This window comes from Moellerella wisconsensis, assembly GCF_022592395.1.
Lineage (GTDB): Bacteria > Pseudomonadota > Gammaproteobacteria > Enterobacterales > Enterobacteriaceae > Moellerella > Moellerella wisconsensis.
Genome location: NZ_CP093242.1, coordinates 1,104,861 through 1,128,333, shown reverse-complemented (window position 1 = coordinate 1,128,333; position 23,473 = coordinate 1,104,861). Strand labels below are relative to the sequence as shown.

Sequence of the window (23,473 nt, the reverse complement as noted above, 5' to 3'; positions counted from 1 at the left end):
AATAATCCTAATACTCGGTGTAATAAGCCCAATAAATTATAGCTATTACAAACAATACATCAGTGAGTTAATTTTCTGTAAATAAGCTCGAATGACTCAATATTTGGAGCCAACTATTTTAGAACTAGCTATTTTGGAACCAACTCGGATTATATTTAAAAAATAGTTATTTATTGTTTTAAAATTAATAATTAATAGCCGAAAAATAAAAAGTAAAAATTAGCCAGAGATGTTTCTGGCTAATAGTAATTTATCAAAAGCGTAACATTAATACGCTATATAATAACGATTTAACTATTACGGCGCTCGAAATCTGCCATAAAATCAACCAATGCTTGTACGCCAGCTAATGGCATAGCATTATAAATCGAGGCGCGCATCCCACCAGAAACACGGTGGCCTTTTAAGGATAATAAACCAAGTGCTTTAGCTTCTTCCAAAAATTTAGCATCCAATGATGGATCAGTCATTTGGAAAGGAATATTCATCCAAGAACGATTTTCGCCAGTAACACGGTTAATATAGAAATCGCTATTATCAATAGCACGATATAATAATTCTGATTTCTCAAAATTACGTTGCGCCATTTCTTGCATTCCCCCCTGCTCTTTTAGCCATTTAAATACCATGCCTGACAAATACCAAGCAAATGTTGGGGGAGTATTAAACATAGAGTCATATTTAGCTAATACAGTATAATCAAGAATCGACGGTGTCTGTTTAGCAGCTTTGCCTAATAAGTCTTCGCGAATAATCACCAATGTTAAACCGGCCGGGCCAATATTCTTCTGTGCACCCGCATAAATCATACCATAGCGAGTAATATCGATAGGTTTAGATAAGATAGATGAAGAATAATCGGCGACTACAATCTTATCTTCAGGGAAATTAGGTTCTTCATGAATCGCGATACCATCAATGGTCTCATTTGGACAATAATGCACGTAAGCTGCATCATCACTTAATTGCCATTCACTCATTGGCTTGATACCAACAACGCCATCTTTCTCAGTTTTAACTTGGATAATATTCGGCGTGCAATATTTTTTTGCTTCTTCTGCTGCACACTCTGCCCAATATCCACCAACAATATAATCCGCAGTGGTTTTATCTCCCAATAAATTTAGAGGTAACGCTGAAAAATGCCCACGCGCACCTCCATGACAAAACAATACTTTATAGTTATCGGGTATAGCTAAAAGATGGCGCAAATCTTGTTCTGCTGTTTCTGCCACCGCAATAAATTCTTTACTACGATGACTAATTTCCATGACTGAAACACCTAAACTATTCCAGTTACAAAGTTCTTGTTCTGCACGACGCATAACCTCTATCGGTAGCATGGCGGGACCTGCACTGAAATTAAATACCTGACTCATTGACCTCACCCTATCTTCACAATGTTCGTTAAATTTAACTCATGTCATTAAAGTTGTATCATCAGGCGCAATTTGCTGCAATGGTTATATCGGCTCAGATTAAAGTTTCTTTTCTTACTAATTTCCCACTGTTATGTTCCCGAGATGTATTCGAAGCATGCTCTCTAAACTATCATCGTAAGCCTATCGTCAAAGATTTAGATTAATACTGATAAACTTAATGATAATAAACATTAATTGTAACTGGTGCAGAAAAAGCCCCCGGTCGAATAACCGCATTATTATTATATAGTCGAGCACTAAATGAAGCGAAACTCTTATATTTTCCGTTTCTATTCATAATAATTCGATGAACTTTATGCGGTTGATTAAATTTAACCGATTGAGCATAACCATCCATCGGTGTTAATGCGATACTTAAACCGTTATCAAGGCTAAACGCATTATCATAATCCAACCTATTCGGCGTAGAAAAATAGATATCAACATTATAATCTGGCAACTGGTTCAGTGAACAACCCGATGTAATATCGCGAGTAAATTCCAGCGAAAAGTTTTTTATTTTTTCAATCGGGTGATCTCCACTAAAAGTAATCACTCCAAAATCAATGTTTGCCGGTAATATCCTCATACTTAAACCAAGTTCACAATGTGGAAAACTAATCAATTTCATATTACGAATAACGACTATTTTTTCCGTTACTCCCGCACTAATATCATCTAATTCACCAATAGATAATTTAATTTCCACCATCGATGGATGGTTACTCAGTATTTGGTGAGGGAAATTTGTCATACGCATGATATAGAGATAGTTTAAATCAATAGTGTGTGTTTCTCCGGGTAAAATAGATGCTTGAGGAATCAAACTATCCATACCTGCTATATATTGTTGATTTTTCATCTGTAATATAAAATCGACTTTATCTACATTAGGATTATAGTTATCAATAATATTTTTATCATATCTTATGTAAACATTTTTAGGCACAGTTGAATTATTGGTACATATGATGCTGATATTAACTTTATCTGAACGAAAGAGATCTCTGCCAATTAAAGTATCTGGATAAAAAAAACTAGTAAATACATCACGCTTTAAAATATTTTGCCCTTCTTGACTGGTGCAAGTTAATGCCTGAGAGAAAGAAGAAAATAATAATAAAAATATAAATAATATTTTCTTTATCTTATTCATATGGCATAAATACATTGTAAGTTTCATTTACTTAGCCTTCATTTTGTAAGGAGTATCTTTTATTTTCATATAAATAAGTAAATAACCTTAGTGCACCATAATCATCAATATAGCCAATTTGAAATTTATCACTTAATTGAGATGAAAGAATAAATTCCTTACTAGAGAATGGTGCGAGCATGTTATAGCCAACATCGATAATAATCTCTCCATTTTTATCTATAACATCAGCAATATTAATATAGTACGCAGTAGGGTTAATCAGTGTAAGTGTTTTATTCGCATAAATAACAGTTATTTCTTTTAACCATGACTGTTCTTGTTGAGTTAAGATGTTTGTCGGTCGATAAAAAATTTTCAATTGGCTCTGTAATGCAATTTGAATAATATTACCTTCTATAGGTTTAGGGGGGATTTCCTTTATTTTTAAATAAAATAAAGATTCTTGATCTTCTGAAAGTAATTTATGACTAACTGACTTTAGTATTTTAATTTGATTTTTACTATTAGCTTCAATTCTTTGAATAGGCGGAATAACTACAAAGTATTCTGATGATTTTTCTCCTTTTTCATTTTCAATCCAAGCCTGAGCCAAATATGGATGTTCAGCATTATTACTTAATGTCATGCTTATAGCATCTGTCTTCTGTTCAAAAACAATCCGAGTTCGATCGACATTAATTGATGCATAGCAATAACTGACTATACTAGAAAATAAAAATAAAATAACAGTTCTTATTATCATAAAAATCTCATTGGCAATAAACTATAGAGGAGTTATCTTCTGTGAATTTCAATTGGCATGACTTTTTGTTTAAATTAATAATATATCTTTTGTTTTTATTTATTCCTGTTAAATAAACCATTCCTTCATCTCCGATCATACCTACTTCACGCCCAGTGATAGCATCAAGAACTAAACTACCTAATGGAGGTGATTTATTAGAAATAAATTTAATCATAGAAAATATATTTTCGCCACTTACTGAATCTAATTTATAATAACCAATAGCCCCCTCAGTTAATGTTTTTGAAAATATACTTTCGTTAACATTAGTATTCTTGGGAAGTTTATTAATATCCACTTTGAATTGAGAAGGCATGAAATTATTTGCTGATGTTATTACTCCAAAACCTTTTTTATTAGTTACTGTTTGATTGTTATTGACAGATATTCCCTGTATACCATTAGCATCTATCATCAATCGTGGGTAATGACCGGCTGAATAACGATGTAATGCTAGACCATGACCAGTTATAGTTAATCCCCCTTTCAGGCTAGCTGTAAATGAACGATATTGTTCTGGTTTCTCTGAAAGGCTAGTATAAATATCACCATAAGCTGAGTTATAATTGATATATCCACTGACTGATGGCTCTAATGTTCTCTTGGTAATCTTGGTATTATTTATTGATAATCCAAAGTTACTATGATTATTTATATTTTTACTGTAATTAATACTATTGGTATGTGTATTTTTCGTTAAATCATAATATTGGTTATAACTCACTCTTTCTTGCTGTCTTAATGGTAATGAAAGTGATAAAAATAGTTGCTGCTGATTATTTTTTGTCCCTTCGGTATGATTAAAATTAAGCGTAGTTGAAATGTTTTTTATTTTTCCTAATATAAAACTTTTATTAAGGCTCAATGAATATCGCTGCTGTTCATCTTTTTGCCAATACTGAGTACGTGATGCTGTTAATGCCATTGATAAAGATAAAAACTCTAGATATTGGCGAACAGATGCTGAATAAACTCGTTTTTCTTTATCGCCATTTTTAGTTCTCTCCTGTAAATATTGATGCATATTGATATAATCTTGATCACTAAAAATTTGAGCATTAAAAATAATATCTGTTTTTGTCACATCTAAATGATTTAAATATCCAACTCGATAGCGATTGCCACTATATTTTTTTTCATCGTTTAATTGATGTTGTAAATTTGTCACATCAAAGCTTAATCCACCTAATCTATCTAAGCTTTGATTAATACCTAAGGTTAAATGCTCATATTTTTGGATACTAATCGAAGACAAAATCCCGGAATATAAGGTTGTTCTATTATTTAAGCCAAAAAATATTTCTCCGTTTAAAAAATAAATATTTCTTTCGGAGGTTTTATTAAATAAATTTGTTTTTCCTGAAGATAACGAATAGCGCCATTGCCCGGGCCTCAGCATAGTAGTTACCCCAGAGATATAAATATCACGAACATCTTTGCTACCATTTTCAGCTTCAATAATTACTTTAATGTTGCCGTTAATATTCGCCGGCAGGCTATCAAGACTAAAGGGTCCCGCAGGCACTTGAATACGTTGAATAATAATATTATTTTTTTCAATTGTAATGATTGAATTTGTCGATGCTATTCCCTCTATTTTAGGGGCATAACCACGTCCTGAAGGCGGTAACATTCTCTCATCACTAGATATACTCATTCCCGTAAAACGAAATGAATCTAATAATTCACTGCTAAGATGACTCTCTCCTAGAATTAATTTGGCACTTATCTCAGGAATAGCTCGATAAGCATATACTTGTGTTAACTGCAGATTATATCTATCACTCTCACCTTGTTTATAATATTGCCGTGAATAATAAAATTGATAATCTCCACGCAGACGCCAAGCAGAAAAATTAGCCCCTAATGTACCAAAATTACTTAATTTATACTGTTCATTAGCTGATTTAGTATCTAGATAATTAAAATGCCAATCATAATCAATCATGATGCCTGGTATTCCATTATCCCACTGATGATAATTAATCCAATTTTTTTCTTGATTAATTAACCATGCTTGAGGAACTGTAATATCTAATTGATGTAATAATTTATCAAAATTTATTTTTATTTCATGGTGCATCGATAAATCATAGCAATGCTTGATTTTCATCTTTAGTAGTGATGTAATAATATCATCTTTCAACCTAAGTTTATTAATTAATTCTTCAGTAATACATGGATAAGTGTTTCCATTTGATTTCTCTTTATATTTAATAAATTCTTTTTTATTTATAATATCCCCATTAATTTTCACTGTTAAATAATAATCACCTGGTTGATTATATTCCTTATTAGAAAACAAACTTAAGTCAATATTATTTTTTTCTTTCAAATTCAAATGCTCAATATTAAACTCAAGAGAATAACTATTAATTGATATAAATAGACTCGGAAAAAACAGCAAATAGTTTTTTATTTTTTTCATAATTTCAGAATAAGCAAGAAATAAAAAAGGTGGCAATATTTGCCACCTAGAGTGTTACTTGTAGGCTATTTCATAAGTGGCTGTAGAGGTAAAGTTACCATAAGTTAATTCTTTACCCGTTAATTCAATTTTAGTATTAAAATTAATATCAATATTATTGGTTGTTGCGCTATTAACAGCTGCTGCAATCACTCCCGTACGAATATCTAAATCATTTTTTAAACTATCTAATAATCTAATACCAATACCTGAAGCAGCACCTCTTACCGCTAACAATTCGGGTTTATCTTGGTCAGAAGTTCCCTTAAATTCTACGACAGCACGCGATACTTGCTTTGGTAATTTTGAATAATCCGCAAAATTACAATTTTCTAAACTGATTTTTGCTGATTTAATCTGGTCCATACTCTCATGTCCCATAGATATATCACCAAAATCAATCTGGATATCTTTTGTTCCTGCGGTAATATTACATGGCGCAGCAATTAAGGTTCCAGTAAAATTTACTGTTCCTGTCAGCTGATTGGCCATGGCTGAAACAGATATTATCGATGCGATGACTGCCGTTAAGATCACTTTTGACTTATTCATTATTACATCCTTGTATTTACTACATGTATATTTAATATTATTTATGGCTATCGTTCTATCAATTAATCGTAATTAATGAAGACTCCCTGATAGCGATTATTATCCTAGATAATAATTAGCATGCTTTCAATGTTTATTTTAATTTTTATTGAAAAGATAAAATAAATCAACTTTTAATCTAATTTCTATTAATTATTTAGATAACATTATTAATTCATTAGTTTATATATATAAATTAAAACATATGTACATATTTAATCCATACCAATAAAAATATGATTAATACATTAAATGCTTTTAATTTAATATGATTTAGAAATAACAATAGATATTTTAAATAAATATAAATTTCAATTAAAGAAATAAATTGATTAATTATATCTTACAATAAAAGCTAAATTTATTTAATAAAGGTGGATGTTTTAATGCAGACTTCAGTTTTTAAAATATGCAATAGGTAGGCTTTCGCCTACCTATGAGTTGACCGTGAAAATAATTAATCAGCAATAACACTATTAACAATATCAATAGCTTCGCTTTCAATTTGTTTTAAATGCTCTGGCCCACGAAAACTTTCGCAATAAATTTTATAGGCTTCTTCTGTTCCAGATGGACGAGCAGCAAACCAACCAAAATCTGTCATGATTTTTAATCCACCAATCGCTGCCCCATTACCTGAAGCTTTAGTTAATCGTTGAGTAATTTTATCACCCGCTAAGGTGTCAGCAGCAACCATTTCAGGAGACAGTTTACTAAGACGAGCTTTTTGCGGATGCGATGCCTTAGCTTGAATACGGCTATAGCATGGTGCGCCAAATTTTTCGGCTAATTTATTATAACGCTGTTGAGGATCTTCCCCTGTCACTGCTGTGATTTCCGCCGCAAGTAAGCATAAGATAATGCCGTCTTTATCCGTTGACCACGGTGTACCATCAAATTTTAAGAAAGATGCTCCAGCGCTTTCTTCACCGCCAAAACCAAGCGAACCGGTGAATAAGCCATCAACAAACCATTTAAAACCGACAGGAACTTCAACTAAATCACGCCCCAAATCATTTACGACGCGATCAATCATAGCACTGGAAACTAACGTTTTACCGACAGCGACTTTCTCATTCCACTGTGGACGATGGCGGAATAAATAATCAATCGCAACCGCTAAATAATGATTAGGGTTCATCAGGCCCGCAGGAGTAACAATTCCGTGACGGTCATAATCAGGATCATTGGCAAATGCTAAATCAAATTTTTCTTTCATTTCTAATAGACCAGCCATTGCCCAAGGCGAAGAGCAGTCCATACGGATCACACCATCATGATCGAGTGGCATAAAACGAAATGTTTGATCAAGCTGTTCATTTACTAATTCAATATCTAACTGATAATATTCAGCAATACGTTTCCAGTATTCAATACCCGAACCACCTAATGGATCGACACCTATTTTTAATCCCGCTTTCTGGATAGCTTTCATATCAACTACTTCAGCTAAAGCAGCAATATATGGTGTAATCAGATCGTGTGCGCTCACATAACCACTCTCTAACGCTTGCTCATAACTAATACGATTAACACCAAGCAAGTTATTCGCTAATAATTCATTAGCACGTTGTTCAATCACTTGGGTTAAATCCGCATCGGCAGGCCCGCCATTGGATGGGTTATATTTAATCCCACCATCCTCTGGAGGATTATGAGAAGGGGTAATAACAATACCGTCGGCCTGCTCATTATGAGAACGATTGTGAGTTAAAATAGCATGTGAAATTGATGGTGTTGGTGTGAAGCCATTATTTTCTTGAATAATAACAGCAACTTGATTCGCAGCTAAAACTTCAACGACAGAAATAAACGCAGCTTCTGACAATGCATGAGTATCTTTACCGATATAACATGGGCCAGTATTACCTTGCTGCTGACGCACTTCTGCAATAGCTTGGGCAATCGCCAAAATATGATTTTGATTAAAGCTTTTACGTTCGGCGCTACCACGGTGCCCAGAAGTACCAAATTTTACGCTATGCGCAGGATTATTAGCATCGGGCTGTAAAGCATAATATTGAGCAGTTAATTGAGCAACATTGATCAAATCGCTCTGATGCGGACGCTGGCCCGCACGTTCATGTATTGTCACTGGTTCTCTCCTGAGAATGACAGCTACTGTCAAATACAGAGCTGCATAAGCCGGTTAGATAGTACTACAGACTTTTTCGATTACATTAGTTGGAAACCGCATTTCTTGCATGATCAGCTCCACCATATTACGCTTACGACCCGTATTAGTATTGGTAATCACCCAATAGGGGGTTCCAGGAATATGGCGCGGTTTAGACTGCTTACCCGCTGACAATAATGTCTGCTCATCACCAGCAAAATAAATTCGTGTACGACCATGCATCGATTCGGTTGCAGCAGCAAAGCTGGCAGCATCTAAGCGATATAACGTCGATAAAATTAGCATAAAGCGATCTATTGCTTTATTTTTTTCTGCATAAGCGTCTGAAAGTAATAATTCACGGATCACTCGAACGGGATTTAACGACTCAGCCGACGTAGAGATCACTGGTGCAGCCAAAACTACTGATTCAGTCTCAGGAGCCAGTGCTTTAACCGGCTGCCCGGATTTAAAATCTAGCATACGACGTAAAATATCCGATGCACTTTCACCGATATGTTGTGTATGACTGGCAATATAGCGGTAAAGCTCTTCATCAACCTCAATAATTTTCATTTCGTTCCAGTACTGTATTTGACTAAAATTTTCTTACGAATTATAGGATAGTTTTAAATAAAACAAAACAATTAAAATTTCAATAACTTAAAGTGATTTAGATCAATAGTACCCATGAATTTTTTGAGTATTAAAAAAACAATCCGTTATAAATTATTGATATTTTAGCCAGAATCTATTGATTCTATAGCGCATATTAAATTGCGCTATCATGCTAACTGGCAGATTAGATTGCAAATAATCCACCGCAATAAGACATTATACAACAAGCAGCTATTTGGTTTCTGAGCTTGCCCATGTCATGATATCCCATATTTCATTAATTGATTGAAGCACTCATTTATGAAGACATTATTAAATTATATTATTCATCAGCCTACTTCCCCTGCCTCCTCGACACCAATTATTCTAATCCATGGACTGTTTGGTGATCTTAATAATCTTGGCGTACTAGCGCGGGATCTTAAAAATCACTATATCACTTTGCAGGTTGATGTCCGTAATCATGGCGATTCATTTCGCTCAGAAAGCATGAATTATGCTGAAATGGCTCAAGATATTATCGATTTAGTCACTGGATTGGGCTATTCAAAAGTTATACTTATTGGCCATTCCATGGGGGGAAAAATTGCCATGGCGGCTAGCGCAATTAAGCCTGAACTGATTGAAAATATTGTCGTTATCGATATGGCTCCTGTGGCATATCAGCAGCATCGCCATCAGCATATATTTTCTGCTCTGCAAGCAGTACTAGATAATCATGCCACCAGTAGGCAAACTGCGGCCGTCATCATGCGCGAATATTTATCCGAAGAAGGCGTTATTCAATTCTTATTAAAATCGTTTCGTCAGGGTGAATGGAAATTCAATCTTCCCGTGTTAATTCAACAATACGACAATATTATTGGTTGGCAGCAATTACCCTCTTGGTCAGGCAAAATTTTATTTATTCCCGGGGGAAATTCGTCTTATGTTAAACCAGAATATCGCGATATTATTGCCGAACAATTTCCTAATGCATCGGCTTGGGTTGTTGCTGGAGCCGATCACTGGGTACATGCTGAAAAACCTGAGACCGTTTTACGCGCGATCCACCGTTTTTTAGCCGCTTAATTAGTCTATAAAATTTTTCTCTGATAAAAACTAACAATAGACAAATATATGATGATATTTGTCTATTATTTTATATGACTAATTACATAAATAAAACTTCATAAATATAAATTTCGAATATATAACCAATTTAATATTAAATATATTATTAATCTAAGCATAAAAAACAATAAAATAGGATAAAATTCAATATATTTAAAAACAATAACTATTGTAGCATGAGGCTCCTAATTAATTATTATATATATTGTTATTAATTATAAATAACTCATCGGCATACAATATGATAGATAAACAACAGTCAGATACCCTTAGCTTAATCGGGATAATTATAAAACTCACTAAAGATATTGATATAAATCAGTTTAATTCAGTGATATCAGAGAGTGAAAATTTCAATTTTAATTTAAAAAACATTAATCATCATTATCACGTTAAGTGCCAAACCAAACAAAGTACCAATAAGGATATAAAAAAATTATCAGCTCCATGTATTATTTACGATACTGATGGAACCTCATGGTTATTAGCTAATTTTAATAATGAACAGGTACTTATTCAGCCCGCAGGTAATGCTCCCCCAGAGATTTGGGAGATGCAAGAATTTAAATCACGTTGGAGCGGAAAGTGGCTTTATGTAAAACAACAACAAAGTAAATTTGATATTAGTTGGTTTTATCCTGAATTTGTTAAACATAAAAAAATAATTGGACTCATTTTATTATTTTCATTTATTTTACAAATATTAGCCTTAATATCTCCTATCGTTATGCAAGTTATTATGGATAAAGTAATGGTCCATAACAGCCTAACGACTCTCGATGTTTTAATCATCGCATTGGTTGTTGCTGCTTTTGCCGAGGTTATTTTAAAGGGCTTCCGAGAATATATTTATCATCATACCGCCAACCGAATTGATATTATTCTTGGATTAAAATTAGTCTCTCATTTATTGTATTTACCGGTATCATTTTTTAAATCACGACAAATAGGAGCTATAGTTACTCGAGTTAAAGAGCTTGAAACCATTCGAGAGTTTTTAACTGGCAGTTTATTTACTCTGTGTGTAGATGTCTTATTCTTATTCGTATTTATTTACGTTATGAATCTGCTATCAGGTGTATTAACCCTAGTATTTATCCTATCAATTCCAGCTTATTTATTGGTCGCATGGTTACTTACCCCCAAAATAGAAGCCGCGGCACATCAACAATTTATGCATACGGCGATTAATACTTCATTTTTAACTGAGAGTCTCAATGGTGTTGAAACAGTTAAAAGCTTATCTATTGAGCCACATTTTAAACGTCGTTGGGAGCAACAAACCTCTGACATGAGCCAAAGTTCTTTTGTTGCTCAGCAAATTCATTCGCGCTCTGAACATTGGGTCATGTTTATTCAGAAAATAGTATTGGCAATTATTTTATGGATGGGCGCATCTGAAGTACTGGCGTTAAATATGACCATTGGACAGTTAATTGCTTTTCAAATGATGGCCAATCATGCCAGCCAGCCGTTAGTAAAAATGGTTCAATTATGGGGTGATTATATTCGTACCCGTGTAGCCATCGAAAAACTGGCTCAAATTATTAACTTACCGACTGAGCAACATCAATCGGGACTCAAAAATCCATCGAATGGAGATATTTTATTTAATAATCTGTCATTCCGTTATCAACCTGATATGCCCTATATTCTACAAAATTTTAATTTATCTATTCCACAAGGAGAAACCCTAGGCATTGTCGGTACTTCGGGATCAGGGAAAAGCACCTTGGCACGATTGTTATTAAGACTTTATGCGCCAGAACAAGGGCAAATTACAATTGATAATCAGCCTCTTTCAACCATTAATATGACCACATTGCGCCAACAAATTGGCATTGTTTTGCAAGAGAACTTTTTATTTCATCAATCGGTGTTTGACAATATCGCGCAATCTAAACCAAATGCGTCGTTAGATGAGGTCATTAATGCAGCAAAAATGGCAGGAGCTCACGATTTTATTCTTAAATTACCGTTAGGTTACGACACCTTAATTTCTGAAGGCGGCTCGTCTTTATCCGGTGGACAACGACAAAGAGTTGCGATTGCTCGTACCTTATTATCTAATCCTAAAATTATTATTTTTGATGAAGCCACCAGCGCATTAGATGATGAATCTCAGGCTATTATTCAAGCCAATATGCACCAGATAGCGCAAGGTCGAACCATTATTACTATCGCCCATCGATTATCGACTATCCGTAACCATCAACGCATTATTGTCATGCAGCAGGGTAAAATAATAGAACAAGGAAGTCATGATGAATTACTCATGCTGAATAAACAATATAAACATTTATGGACTCTTCAGCAGTCGCTGAAATAAAAATATGGAAATAAATAATGGATATTAAATCTACATCATGGTTACAACGTATTAAAGCTAAATTAAAGAAGATAAATCATGCTAAACATTATGAGTTTCTACCCTCTCATTTAGCGCTGATAAAAAGCCCACCATCTCTTTTTGCTATTATCACCGCTGTTACATTAAGCGTTGGAATTATTGCCACATTATTATGGGCGTATATTGGTAAATTGGATGTACAAGCCACCACAATGGGTCGATTAATTGTTTCCGGCCATTCTCAAGTTATTCAAGCTGTCGAACAGAGTCGTTTGATACATTTATATATAAAAGAAGGACAGCATGTCGAACAAGGCGAACCTTTATTAGGCATGAATGTCCTGGGTGTTAGTCAGGACATATTAAGTTTAGGTCATCAAATTGATTTTTATACTAACGAAAGTCTATTGTATTCGGCATTATTACAAAAATCGCCACCTGAAACTCAATCTGCATTTAATATATTATCATTAGAGCAACAGCAAAAACTATCAAGTAATTATCAAAGTATAAAAAATGAGTTTGATTCAGCCATAACTGGTATTGATATTGAAATAAATATAGCCGATACAAATATTAATACTAAAAATAATGAACTTAAAATTCTGTCCTCATTACTGCATAATATCCAACAGCGCTTGGATGCACATAAGCAATTAAGTCAAAAGAAAATTATTAGTCAAAATGAATATCTGGAAAAAGAAAAGGAGCTATTGCTAACTCAAAAAGAGATCACCCAGAAAAAATCTGAAAAAATGATTTTAAATGCACAAAAAGAAGGTTTAATCGAAAAACTTAATTCAATACGCATTCAGAAAGCCCAAGAATGGTATGAAAAACATAAACAATCTGAATTTCAGATTATTAAGCTAGAGCAAGAGTTTTATAAAACTGAAGAAAGAGAACAACTAGAAATTATACGTTCTCCGGTTACCGGAACGATTCAAGAGTTATCCATTTATACCATTGGTGCCGTATTACAACCGGCGCAAAAACTCATGGTTATTGTCCCCGATAACGATGTTCAAATCGCCGAAGTGAAAATTCTAAATAAAGATATTGGTTTTATTCGTGAAGGACAAACCGTAACAGTAAAAGTAGATACCTTCCCTTATACCCGTTATGGCACCATTGATGGAAAAATACTGTCTATTTCTCGAGATAGTACCCACGATGAAAAATTAGGCTTAGTTTTTATTGGTCAAATCAGTTTGGATAAAAATAGCTTAAATGTTGAAGGTACAAAGGTAGAATTAACTCCAGGGCTATCGATTGTGGCAGAAATAAAGACCGATCAGCGTCGAGTGATCGATTATGTATTAAGCCCCGTCAGAGAATATATGTCCGAAGCCATGAGGGAGAAATAATCAATGAGTAACATGGATGATACATTGATTCATAATCAGGGACTTAAAGTACTTATCTGGGTTGCTGACTATTATAAAAAAAGTATCACTGAAGATCAGTTGATACATGCTCTCGGTATGAATAGTGATATTCCGACTGACTGGCAATTACGCGAATGTGCAGATCTCATCGGTTTAGAAACAGAATATGCGCTTATTAATCAACATCAATTTGAACATTTACCGCTTCCAGCCGTAATAAAAATTGATCATAGCTGGCAGATCTTAATTAAGAATGATGCCGCGCAATTAATTCTGATTAAATTTACTAGCAATAACCAACCAGAAACGAACCTATTTAATCCAAATAATGAAGATTATTCTGTTTTATTAATTAAAGACAAAATAGAGAAACCTAAAAAACAACCTTTTGGTTTATCTTGGTTTATCCCCTCAATATTTCGTCAGCGCTTTCAATTACGAGATATTTTTATTCTTGCAGCTGTAGTTCAAGTTTTTGCCTTAATAAACCCACTACTATTCGAAAATATTATCGATAAAGTACTGGTTGGGCGAAGTATTTCTAGCCTACATGTTCTTGCTATTGCCATGGTAGGTATTGCTATTGCCGAGCCATTATACAGTTTTATTCGTAATAAAATTTTCGGTTACATGAGTGTACAAATTAATGCAGAGCTTTCTGGTCGCTTATATCAACATTTAATGGCATTACCTATATCCTATTTTGCTCAGCGTCAAACGGGTAAAATTATTTCGCGCATCCGAGAAATGGCTCAAATTCGTCAATTCCTGACGGGTTCGACATTAATGCTATTTATTGATTTAATTTTTGTGATTTTATTTGTGGCCATTTTATTTTCCTACAGCGTTGTCATGTCAGGAATATTAGTCGGTTCATTGGTAATATTTTTTATATTATGGCTAATCCTAGGGCCTATTATTCGCCAGCAAACAGAAAAAGCCTATCAATCTGATGAAAATACTACCTCGTTTTTAACCGAATCTATTACCGGTATAGAAACAATCAAGACCACAGCTACAGAAAAATATTTTATTCGCCGTTGGGAAAAACTATTAAGCCACCAACTAGTCCAAAACTTTAAAGTCTCAACACGCGGGATTACCGCTTCTCAACTTATGATGTTGATCAGCAAAATTACCGTGGCTCTTTTATTATGGGTCGGTGTGAAAGAGGTATTGGAAAATAGAATGACCGCCGGTGAGTTAATTGCTTATAATATGCTCAGTGCACATGTTACTCAGCCTATATTACGATTAGCTCAAATTTGGCAAGATTTTCAGCATACCTTAATTTCTCTTCGACGCGTCGGTGATATTCTAGATGAACCTATAGAAAATGAACGTCAAGGTATTGTCAGCGCAGCTGCTGTACAAGGTAAAATTGATTTTCAGAATATTCGTTTTCGCTATCAACCGGATACTCCCGAAGTACTAAAAAATCTCTCCTTATCGATAAAAGCCGGCGAGTTTATTGGAATTACCGGCCCTTCTGGCTCAGGGAAAAGTACCCTCACCAAATTGCTACAGCGATTATATATCCCACAACATGGTCAAGTGATTGTTGATGGCATGGATTTAGCTGTCGCAGATACTGTGACATTACGTCGGCGCATGAGCGTGGTTCTACAAGAGAGTATCTTGTTTGTCGGCTCAGTAAGTGAAAATATTCGATTAAGCCAACCTGATGCCAGTGATGAAGAGGTGATTCATGCGGCAACACTGGCTGGTGCATTGCCTTTTATCGAGGAGTTGAAGGGCGGTTTTAATTATCAACTTTCTGAGCGAGGATTAAATTTATCGGGTGGTCAACGTCAGCGGATTGCTCTAGCTCGAGCCTTACTAACCAAGCCAGATATTTTAATTCTCGATGAAGCGACTTCCGCATTGGATTATGAATCACAGGATGTGCAAATATTGATTAACGATTTATAGCTTGCAAAGCCGCACTACAAGCCAGCCAGCATTTTTGCGATTTGCTAATTTTTGCCTATTTTTACTTATTCCTCTCATTTTTGTGTCACAATTTCGGCACAGTTTGTCACAGTCACCTTGCTGGCAATTATTAATATAAAGTCGACCAATATTGATATCATCAGCTACATATCTCAAATATCATGCAGCCTCATAATAGGAGGTCACATGAATGCCACTCAATTATTTTTAATTGCCTTAAATTCCATCAATGAAAATAGAGAACCATCTCACACTGAGCTATCAAAAATTTATGTTTTTTATAGAGCTGAGATAGAAAATAAAAACATTTCGATTAATGAATTTATACTTAACCAAGACTGGCCACTTACTGATGGGCATGATACTCAAAAAGTGCTTCACTTCATTGAAACTTATCTTCATCTATCATTAATAAAAGCCAGCGCCAGAAAGCAATATATACAACATGAATCTTAATTGATTTTTTAATGCTTGTATGTTTCTTGGAATATATCAACCTCGGATATAGCAATAAACTTAACTATATCCGAAGCTGAATATATAAAAACTAGGCCAAATCCTTCTGACTTTCCAATACAGCAATCTCACCTTCCGACTTACCCGCCTCCTCTCTTGCCACTCGTTCCGCCTCTTCTTTCGCATACGCCTCGGCTTCTGCTTGCTTTTGATTATAGATAGAGTTACTCGGCATATTTACCCGCACATCGATCCAGTGACCTGCTGGGATATCTACCGGCGCACCGTTTTCTAGTTCAACACGTTCATCACCGACTAATTTAGTGAACTCAGGATAGGTTTTTAAACGCGCACGTTGAACATTCTGCGGTAAATCAAAGTGCTTGCGATAGGAAGTATAGATAACGATATCGCCGTGTTCTTCTTGCGGTACCGGCTCGCCGTTAAACGGATGTTGTTCGCCGGCGACTAATACATCGTAGTCAACATAAATAAGCGGTAATTGATTGATGCCCGACGGAATAGTAATGCCGCCATTAATCCCGCCCCAGCTCGCGTCCGAGTTGAGCCCAAGAACGTGTTTCAGTTGATAAATACCCGTGTGTAAGCATTTAAGCTCGACGCCTTCGGATTCTTCGTTAAGCTCGATGTAGTCAGCAAACACCTTAACGATCGGCGATGCGGCCTTTAAGTTGCCGTTTGAGTCTTTTGTGGTATTCCTATTTGTATACAATTTGTGTTCGTAAACATTCCCGGGATTCCCACCAGTGACAGTGACAGATGTTCCATTATGCGCCGCAGAAATTGCGGTAAACGTATCGCCAGCACGAAAATATGCAATAGTTGCATTCGTTTCCGACATTGGCGTTAATGTCGAGTTTCTAATTACCCTTGTTACAGTACTTTGACTTCTCATAAAACTAGAAAGCTCAATTTCATTCATTGCTATAAAGCTGCCACTACCGCCCCAGCCAAAATCACCCAAGTGCATTAATTCTTTATCATTATGACATAATGAACCATCAGACTTTAAAGCAAGCGATTTCCCCGTTTTTGTGTTCGCTAAAGATACGTCATCTCCTGCGCCGCCCGCACCAACCCAACCACGTGAAACGCCATTTTTTCTGGCGAAGCTTAAATATACAGCACCCAAATCGATTGTATTTTGCAAAGTTAACACATTGGAATTTCCCCCAATAACCCCCCCCGCCTTATCAAACTTCCCATCCAACTGCTTATCCATTTCTTTCGCTGTCCGCAGTTGCTGCTTGGTGCCGTCGGGTAACGTGACGGTAATTGTGCCGGTTTCCGTAGCCCAGCGATTCAATATGTCGCTAAACTGGACGTTAGCATTGTTCATTGCCACAATCTTGTTTGCTGCATCTGATACGGAGTGCACCATCGTAGTTAAGATGTTATATGTCGCCTCTTTGACGGTTGCCGGTACCGGAAAGCTCAGCGTCATTTCTGTGTTGCTTTGAATAGAGGCAATACTGTTAATGTAAATTGTGGCACCGTTCTGAATTAAGATAACTTGCTCAGGCGAAATGAGTGAGTTGTTATCTTTCCACTTTGTATTAGTGCCGACTACTTTCGCCGTATTTGCTGTGGTTGTGATTTTACCTGTGCTGTACATGCTATTTCCTTAAATTTAGACGAAAAAAAACCGCAATTAAGCGGCATTGATTGAATTGATTGCATTAACTTTTGAATACTAGACATTGCGCGGGGATTTTATGGATAAGTTTATAACTACTTACATGACCGACAATTTTATATGAAATTGTGGCAGTCTCGTTGGCATAAAGAACACCCGCGCCAGAAGTTGACCCAGATGTTATAGCGTAAACGTCATACTTATCCCCGCCTGCACTTCTTGAACCTGTGACTGAAGATAACGGAGAGAACGAGATTATAATTCTATCGTTTATTTTCACCTCTACATGCCAAGTTATGTTCATGAAATCAGCGGATTCCATTGTTGATACAGTTAATGCGGGAATAACTAAGGTACGATCGAACGCTTCGGCAGGTAGTGTGATTGAGCCATCGAAGGGAATAGAATGCACTCTAATCACATCACCCACGATTTTGTTCGCGTAAATAGTCCCCTTTACATCACAGTTCTCATCAATTGTTACATTGCTAAATGTTCCGCTTGTCGCGTTAATCTCCCCCGTTATTTCTGCATCGCTCGCAATAATTTTCCCGCTCTCAAAATCCAGCATTAGCCCCTTTTTAGTCACCGGATCCCAATGCTTCGACTTGATAGTCGAGCCAATCAATAGCTTTTCAATTGTCGCTTGATTAATAAACGCCTCATTGATAAACACCTGTCCATTTTCGACAAAGAAAACAGGTTCTAGCTTACCGCTGGATGGATTTAAAATACCAAAGGTATCCGCGCTAAAACCGATTTGCGTTGTGACTTGGCCATTTTTAACCTCCGCGCCAATGATGAATTTTGCATCATAATATTGACCGTTATGTAACACTCCGGATTTAATACTAAAATAAGAACGTGAGTTACCCAGCTGATCAACCGATGTTTCCGCGCGCTTCTCAATCGCCGCTTTATTTTCACCGAGTTCTGATTTTATCAGCGCATTAGTTTCCGCCTGTGCCCGCTCATTGTCCGCCACCGCTTTTTGCGTTTCACCGATTGAGCCCTCGGCTTTCCCTACTCGTGCATTGAGATCCCTATCCACTTTTGCAATCGACTTATTTGTCTCTGCAATCGCAGATTTATTCTCATTAATCAGTGAATTTGTGTCGTCAAAGTCAGATTTGAACTCGGCACGTAATTGCTCTTGCGTCTGAGTGAGCGCCTTTTCATTATCAGCAATCGCGGTATCAACCCGTACTAATCGCGAATTAACATTCTCAAACTGTGCATCGAGCTGAACGCCTTTTTGTACAAAGGCCTGATGATTATCAGCAACAACTTTGTTAGTTTCGGTAATGGATGCTTTCGCATGTAATAGCTCAGAGTTCAGCTTATTCTGCTGAGCGGTTATCTGCATTGAAGTTTCAGCCTGAGACGATTCAATGTTGCTTTGCGATTGCTGAATATTACTAATTGATGCTTCATTATCTTCAAAGCGAGATGCAGCTTGCTCTGTCTTTTCAGTCAGTGTTTTATCTGTCGCTGCAATCGCTTTCGCGTTCGACGTGACGGCAGCGCTAACATTGGCTAAATCCCCCTTGGTTTTATCAATTTCTCCTTTGTTATCGGTAATACCTTTTCCTAGCTCGGCACGGACTTGCTCCGTGCGTTCGGACTGTGCTTTATCAACTTCAGCAACAGATTTACGAACATCAACAATCGCGGCTTCCGAATCTTCAAATTGCGTTTTCACGCTTTCAGCTAATGCCGCCGTAGATTTCTCATTATTCGCTGTTGCTGTTGATATGCGCTTAACTTCCGCATTGGTCTTAGTTAATTCAGCACCTTGCTGATTAATACTGGCAGTATTCTGGAGGATAGACTCAGATAACACAGCGTTATCTGACGCTTGGGTTTGCTTCAAGTCTGCAATCGATGCTTGAGTGTCTTTATACTGACTTTGCTGGGTTTGCTTTATCTCCGTTTGTGTTTTATCGAGCTCAGCAATAGCAATTTTTTGCTCGCCTATGCTGCTACTGACTTTCGATAATTCACGTCCTTTCTCGTCTATATTTTCTTGTAGCTTATCGTCACCGATTTTGATTTCAGCGCGGAGTTGCTCCGTCGTTTTAGCGAGGGCTTTATCTTGCTCGGACTGAACTTCTTTGATATCAGTAATCGCACTTTCTGTATCATTCAATCGCGCATCAATCTGCACCCCCATCACAGCACGGGCTTCGGTCTCAGTCGCAACAGCCTTCTCATTCTTGGTGATCCTAGCTTCTGACTTAAGCTGTTTATCACTCTGTGATGTAAACTGCGCGGCGGTTTGCATCACAGATTCAGACAAAGAAAATAAGTCATTAGACACTGCGGTTTCAATGCGAGTGATGTAACCCATGTGCTCTTCAAATTGCGCGACAGTGCTGCGTTCAAACTTAGCTTGTGCCTCAGTTAGCGTTGCTGTTGCGGATTCAACTTCGGTGACACGCCCAGTGACGCCCTCAACATCCGCTTTTACTTGATTAATTTGCTTCGCACTGGCTTCTTCATATGTTGCTTGTGCTTCTTTCACTGCGAGTATTGATGAGGTATTTGATGCAATAACCGCGCTCGTTTGCGTCTGCCAACGCGCAGCAGCTTCTCTATCAGTGACCTGCACTTGCTTAAGTTCAAATATTTCAGCTTTGCGATCGGCCTTTTCTTCGCTAATTTTGTAACTTAATTGCGTGGTAAAAAGCGTATTCTGCAAAATAGCTTCATTAGCTATGCCAACATCGGTATTGATTTGAACCACTCGATTATCTAACTCAACCGTTTTGCTATCAATATCAATAACTTTCTGACTAGTTTCCTGCTGCTCAATTTCAAGCGCATCAACTTTATCGCGACTGAAATCGATGTCTTTTTGCATCTCCTTGCCGGCTTCGGTTGATAAAAACTTATCGCCCACGGCATCTAAAATCGCCTGAGTATCAGCGCTTGATTCACCAAGAATAATATCCGACCAAGGTGACTGATTTCCGGTTTTATCAACAAGCCTAGCTCTAAAGTAAAAACGGATCCCTGCCTTCAATCCAGACATGCGGTATGACTTAAGAGGATAAGGAACATCAGCTAGCAGCTGCATGGAGTCAGGCGTACTTTCGGACGAATATTGCAGCTCAGTTTTTAACGTGTCGCTCGTATTTGCAGCAAAGCCCCAGTCTAATGTAATGCCCCAAATTTCTGTGGTTGCACGTAAATTTAATGGCTTAGGAGGGTTGCCTTGCTTTCCTGTTAACGCAGTTTCTTGTGAGTACGCCCATCCGCTTGATATTTCAGCAGCATTAATGGCTCTAACTCGACTAAGATAACGCCCGGTATAAACGCCCTGAATTTCAAATGAGGTTACTGATGACCGGGGCACATTAACCCAGTTGCCATCGTTTCTTCTCCATTGTGATTCATATGATATTGCATTGTCTGTGGGCTCCCACTGACACAATAGGGTTTCTACGCTAATCCCTTGATTAACTGATGAATAAGAGCTAATAACAACATCTTTAGGCGTGCCTTGTACGCTTGGAGGTACAACGCTGATTGGACGCTGCTCTATCATCGCGCCCGTGTCTATTCGAGCGTACTTATCCGGATCATGCTGAGCTCCCGTTATAGAAAAACTGCCGTCGTCATTTTCCGTGATGCCGATTACCCGATATTGCTGTGCGTATAGTTCATCAGCATCAATAACCCACACTAATTCAGCTTGAGGAGTCTCTTTATACTCAGTTGTAACTGTGACTTTATTGTCATTGATAGCCTGAATTGTTCGACTTTGTGACTTGCCAGATGGTAAGTTAATAACCAGTCGATCGCCTTCTTTGGCGTTAGGCTTTCTATCTAGAGTCAACACTCGACCACTTACAGAGCTAATTCTTCCACCCATGATTCGGCCTGATATCAGCTCATCAGCTACAGAAACTATGTACCCCGGTTGAGGTATATTGCCATCCAGCCCTACACTAAAAGAGACCATTCTATCTTTACTGTTAGTCAGTATCCCCCAACGCCCTTTTCTATTTGCCTCAGATTGCCGAGTGCAGCCGATAGCCGTTATCTCTAGCTGATTAAAGCCATGTCTAGACACTAAATCATGTTCAAAAACAGGCTCCATCGCGTCAGAGTAGGCATTGTCTGGATCTGAATAAGAGACCAATGCAGTAGTGTAGCGACTCTTACTGCCACTGTTTGAATAGACGAACTTACCATCAATGACATTTGCAGCAGTGTATGCGTAATCAACATCACGCGGCATATCAGCTAAAGCGACTAACTGATCCCCTCCCCAATATGTCATTCCTCTGAAAATTGCCGCAAAATCACGAAGAACGGCAAATGCATCATTTCTATCTTGCACGTAGATATTGCAAATATAGCGTGGCTCTAACTCATCCCCTCCCTTTCCATCAGGAACTAGCTGATCACAGTATTGTGATATTTCATATAGCGTCCATTTGTCGATATTGAACGGCTTGATTCTATCACCCAGCCCAAATCTGTCCTCTATGTTAATATCGTAAAATATCCACGCGGGATTATCAGTCCAAGCCCATTTAAATGATCCATCCCATACGCCAGAATATATACGTGTTTCTGGATTGTAATTTGATGGTACGCGAATAACGCGGCCTTTTGGCTCACATGAGATCTGAGGAATGGAGCCACCGAACTGACTAGAGTCAAATTCAATATAAAGCAATGCGGTATGTGGATAACGTAACTTTGCGTCGATAACTTCAGCGAAGCTCTCAATAACCATCTTATCGCCGATTTTAGCGCTGTTGGCATCTGGTGTTATCTTTGTAACTCGAACATTCCAGACCTTACCATCTTGCGGTAAGTTTATTCTGTGGCTTTTTTCATAGCCTGCTGTTGACTTTCCGGGTGCATCATCATCGACTGCGACTTCCCATCGCCCGCCATTAGTTTGCAGTTCAATTTTATACTTAACTACGTAGCCGTTTAGATCACCGTTATCCTCTTGCTTAAATAGCGATGGAAACTTCAAGCGCAGGCGAATAGCTGACAACTGAGTGTTTGTAATTGTACGCGTCCATGGTGACCCGCTTTTTATCTCATTTCCTACCGTTATTTCATTCTCACTACTTGGCATTCCTTGAATATAATCTTGTGACTGAGTGCCCGATCTGAACTCAAATTTCACGCCCTCAAAGTTAGACGACCCATCATCATTCTCAAGTGGCGTTCCGTCTAAAAAGATGTTTCTTGCGTTAACCTCACCCGCGAACTCTCCCTCCCCCAAAGCCAGTAAAATTTTAGCTTTAGCTGTTGATAGTAAGTTGTCTCTCTGCTCGACCGGTGTCCGTGGCTTCGAGCTTCCGCCTTTACCGCCTTTAATCTTTGCCATTTTTCACCCACAAAAAAACCGCAATTAAGCGGCATAGTCAT

The 23,473-nt window shown here is 37.1% G+C and carries 13 protein-coding genes and 1 pseudogene; 5 read left to right on the top strand and 9 right to left on the bottom strand.

Annotated elements, in window-relative coordinates:
• Nucleotides 1–290: 290 nt before the first annotated feature.
• From serC to seqA, 7 genes are all read right to left on the bottom strand, one after another.
• The gene (serC, locus tag MNY66_RS04985; protein ID WP_047255494.1) at nt 291–1,379 is read right to left on the bottom strand and encodes a 3-phosphoserine/phosphohydroxythreonine transaminase; all 1,089 of its coding nucleotides are present in this window, start codon (nt 1,377–1,379) and stop codon (nt 291–293) included.
• Between the two features lie 217 nt (nt 1,380–1,596).
• Nucleotides 1,597–2,604: a fimbrial protein gene (locus MNY66_RS04980; protein ID WP_047255495.1), complete on the bottom strand. Its 1,008-nt coding sequence runs from the start codon at nt 2,602–2,604 to the stop codon at nt 1,597–1,599.
• A gap of 4 nt (nt 2,605–2,608) precedes the next feature.
• A complete protein-coding gene (locus MNY66_RS04975) occupies nt 2,609–3,322 on the bottom strand; it encodes a fimbrial biogenesis chaperone (protein ID WP_241501569.1) in 714 nt (237 codons plus the stop codon).
• Between the two features lie 7 nt (nt 3,323–3,329).
• The gene (locus MNY66_RS04970) at nt 3,330–5,828 is read right to left on the bottom strand and encodes a fimbria/pilus outer membrane usher protein (protein WP_241501568.1); all 2,499 of its coding nucleotides are present in this window, start codon (nt 5,826–5,828) and stop codon (nt 3,330–3,332) included.
• A gap of 18 nt (nt 5,829–5,846) precedes the next feature.
• The gene (locus tag MNY66_RS04965) at nt 5,847–6,383 is read right to left on the bottom strand and encodes a fimbrial protein (protein WP_053908849.1); all 537 of its coding nucleotides are present in this window, start codon (nt 6,381–6,383) and stop codon (nt 5,847–5,849) included.
• 496 nt (nt 6,384–6,879) lie between these two features.
• A complete protein-coding gene (gene pgm / locus MNY66_RS04960) occupies nt 6,880–8,517 on the bottom strand; it encodes a phosphoglucomutase (alpha-D-glucose-1,6-bisphosphate-dependent) (protein ID WP_241501567.1) in 1,638 nt (545 codons plus the stop codon).
• Nucleotides 8,518–8,571: 54 nt separating this feature from the next.
• Entirely contained in the window at nt 8,572–9,114 is a 543-nt protein-coding gene (gene seqA, locus MNY66_RS04955; RefSeq protein ID WP_241501566.1) for a replication initiation negative regulator SeqA, read from the bottom strand.
• 342 nt (nt 9,115–9,456) lie between these two features.
• On the opposite strand from seqA, the gene MNY66_RS04950 reads away from it, so the two are divergent.
• The 5 genes from MNY66_RS04950 (at nt 9,457) to MNY66_RS04930 (ending at nt 16,416) form a co-directional block, all read left to right on the top strand.
• On the top strand, nt 9,457–10,227 hold the full coding sequence (locus MNY66_RS04950) for an alpha/beta fold hydrolase (protein ID WP_047256783.1): 771 nt from the start codon (nt 9,457–9,459) through the stop codon (nt 10,225–10,227).
• A gap of 283 nt (nt 10,228–10,510) precedes the next feature.
• Nucleotides 10,511–12,598, top strand: coding sequence for a peptidase domain-containing ABC transporter (locus MNY66_RS04945; protein WP_047256782.1), 2,088 nt, complete (start codon nt 10,511–10,513; stop codon nt 12,596–12,598).
• 17 nt (nt 12,599–12,615) lie between these two features.
• Entirely contained in the window at nt 12,616–13,986 is a 1,371-nt protein-coding gene (locus tag MNY66_RS04940; RefSeq protein ID WP_082120827.1) for an HlyD family type I secretion periplasmic adaptor subunit, read from the top strand.
• A 3-nt stretch (nt 13,987–13,989) separates the two neighbouring features.
• Nucleotides 13,990–15,939, top strand: a complete 1,950-nt coding sequence (locus MNY66_RS04935; protein WP_420915507.1) for a type I secretion system permease/ATPase — start codon at nt 13,990–13,992, stop codon at nt 15,937–15,939.
• A 207-nt stretch (nt 15,940–16,146) separates the two neighbouring features.
• Complete coding sequence (locus MNY66_RS04930; RefSeq protein ID WP_241501565.1) at nt 16,147–16,416, top strand: hypothetical protein; 270 nt, start codon at nt 16,147–16,149, stop codon at nt 16,414–16,416.
• Between the two features lie 91 nt (nt 16,417–16,507).
• Here MNY66_RS04930 and MNY66_RS04925 read toward each other — a convergent pair whose 3' ends face one another.
• Both MNY66_RS04925 and gpJ read right to left on the bottom strand, forming a co-directional pair.
• Nucleotides 16,508–17,743: a phage tail fiber protein gene (locus tag MNY66_RS04925; RefSeq protein WP_241501564.1), complete on the bottom strand. Its 1,236-nt coding sequence runs from the start codon at nt 17,741–17,743 to the stop codon at nt 16,508–16,510.
• An 883-nt stretch (nt 17,744–18,626) separates the two neighbouring features.
• Nucleotides 18,627–23,432 (bottom strand): annotated as a pseudogene (gene gpJ, locus MNY66_RS18030) (TipJ family phage tail tip protein); the annotation flags it as partial.
• Nucleotides 23,433–23,473 lie beyond the last annotated feature (41 nt).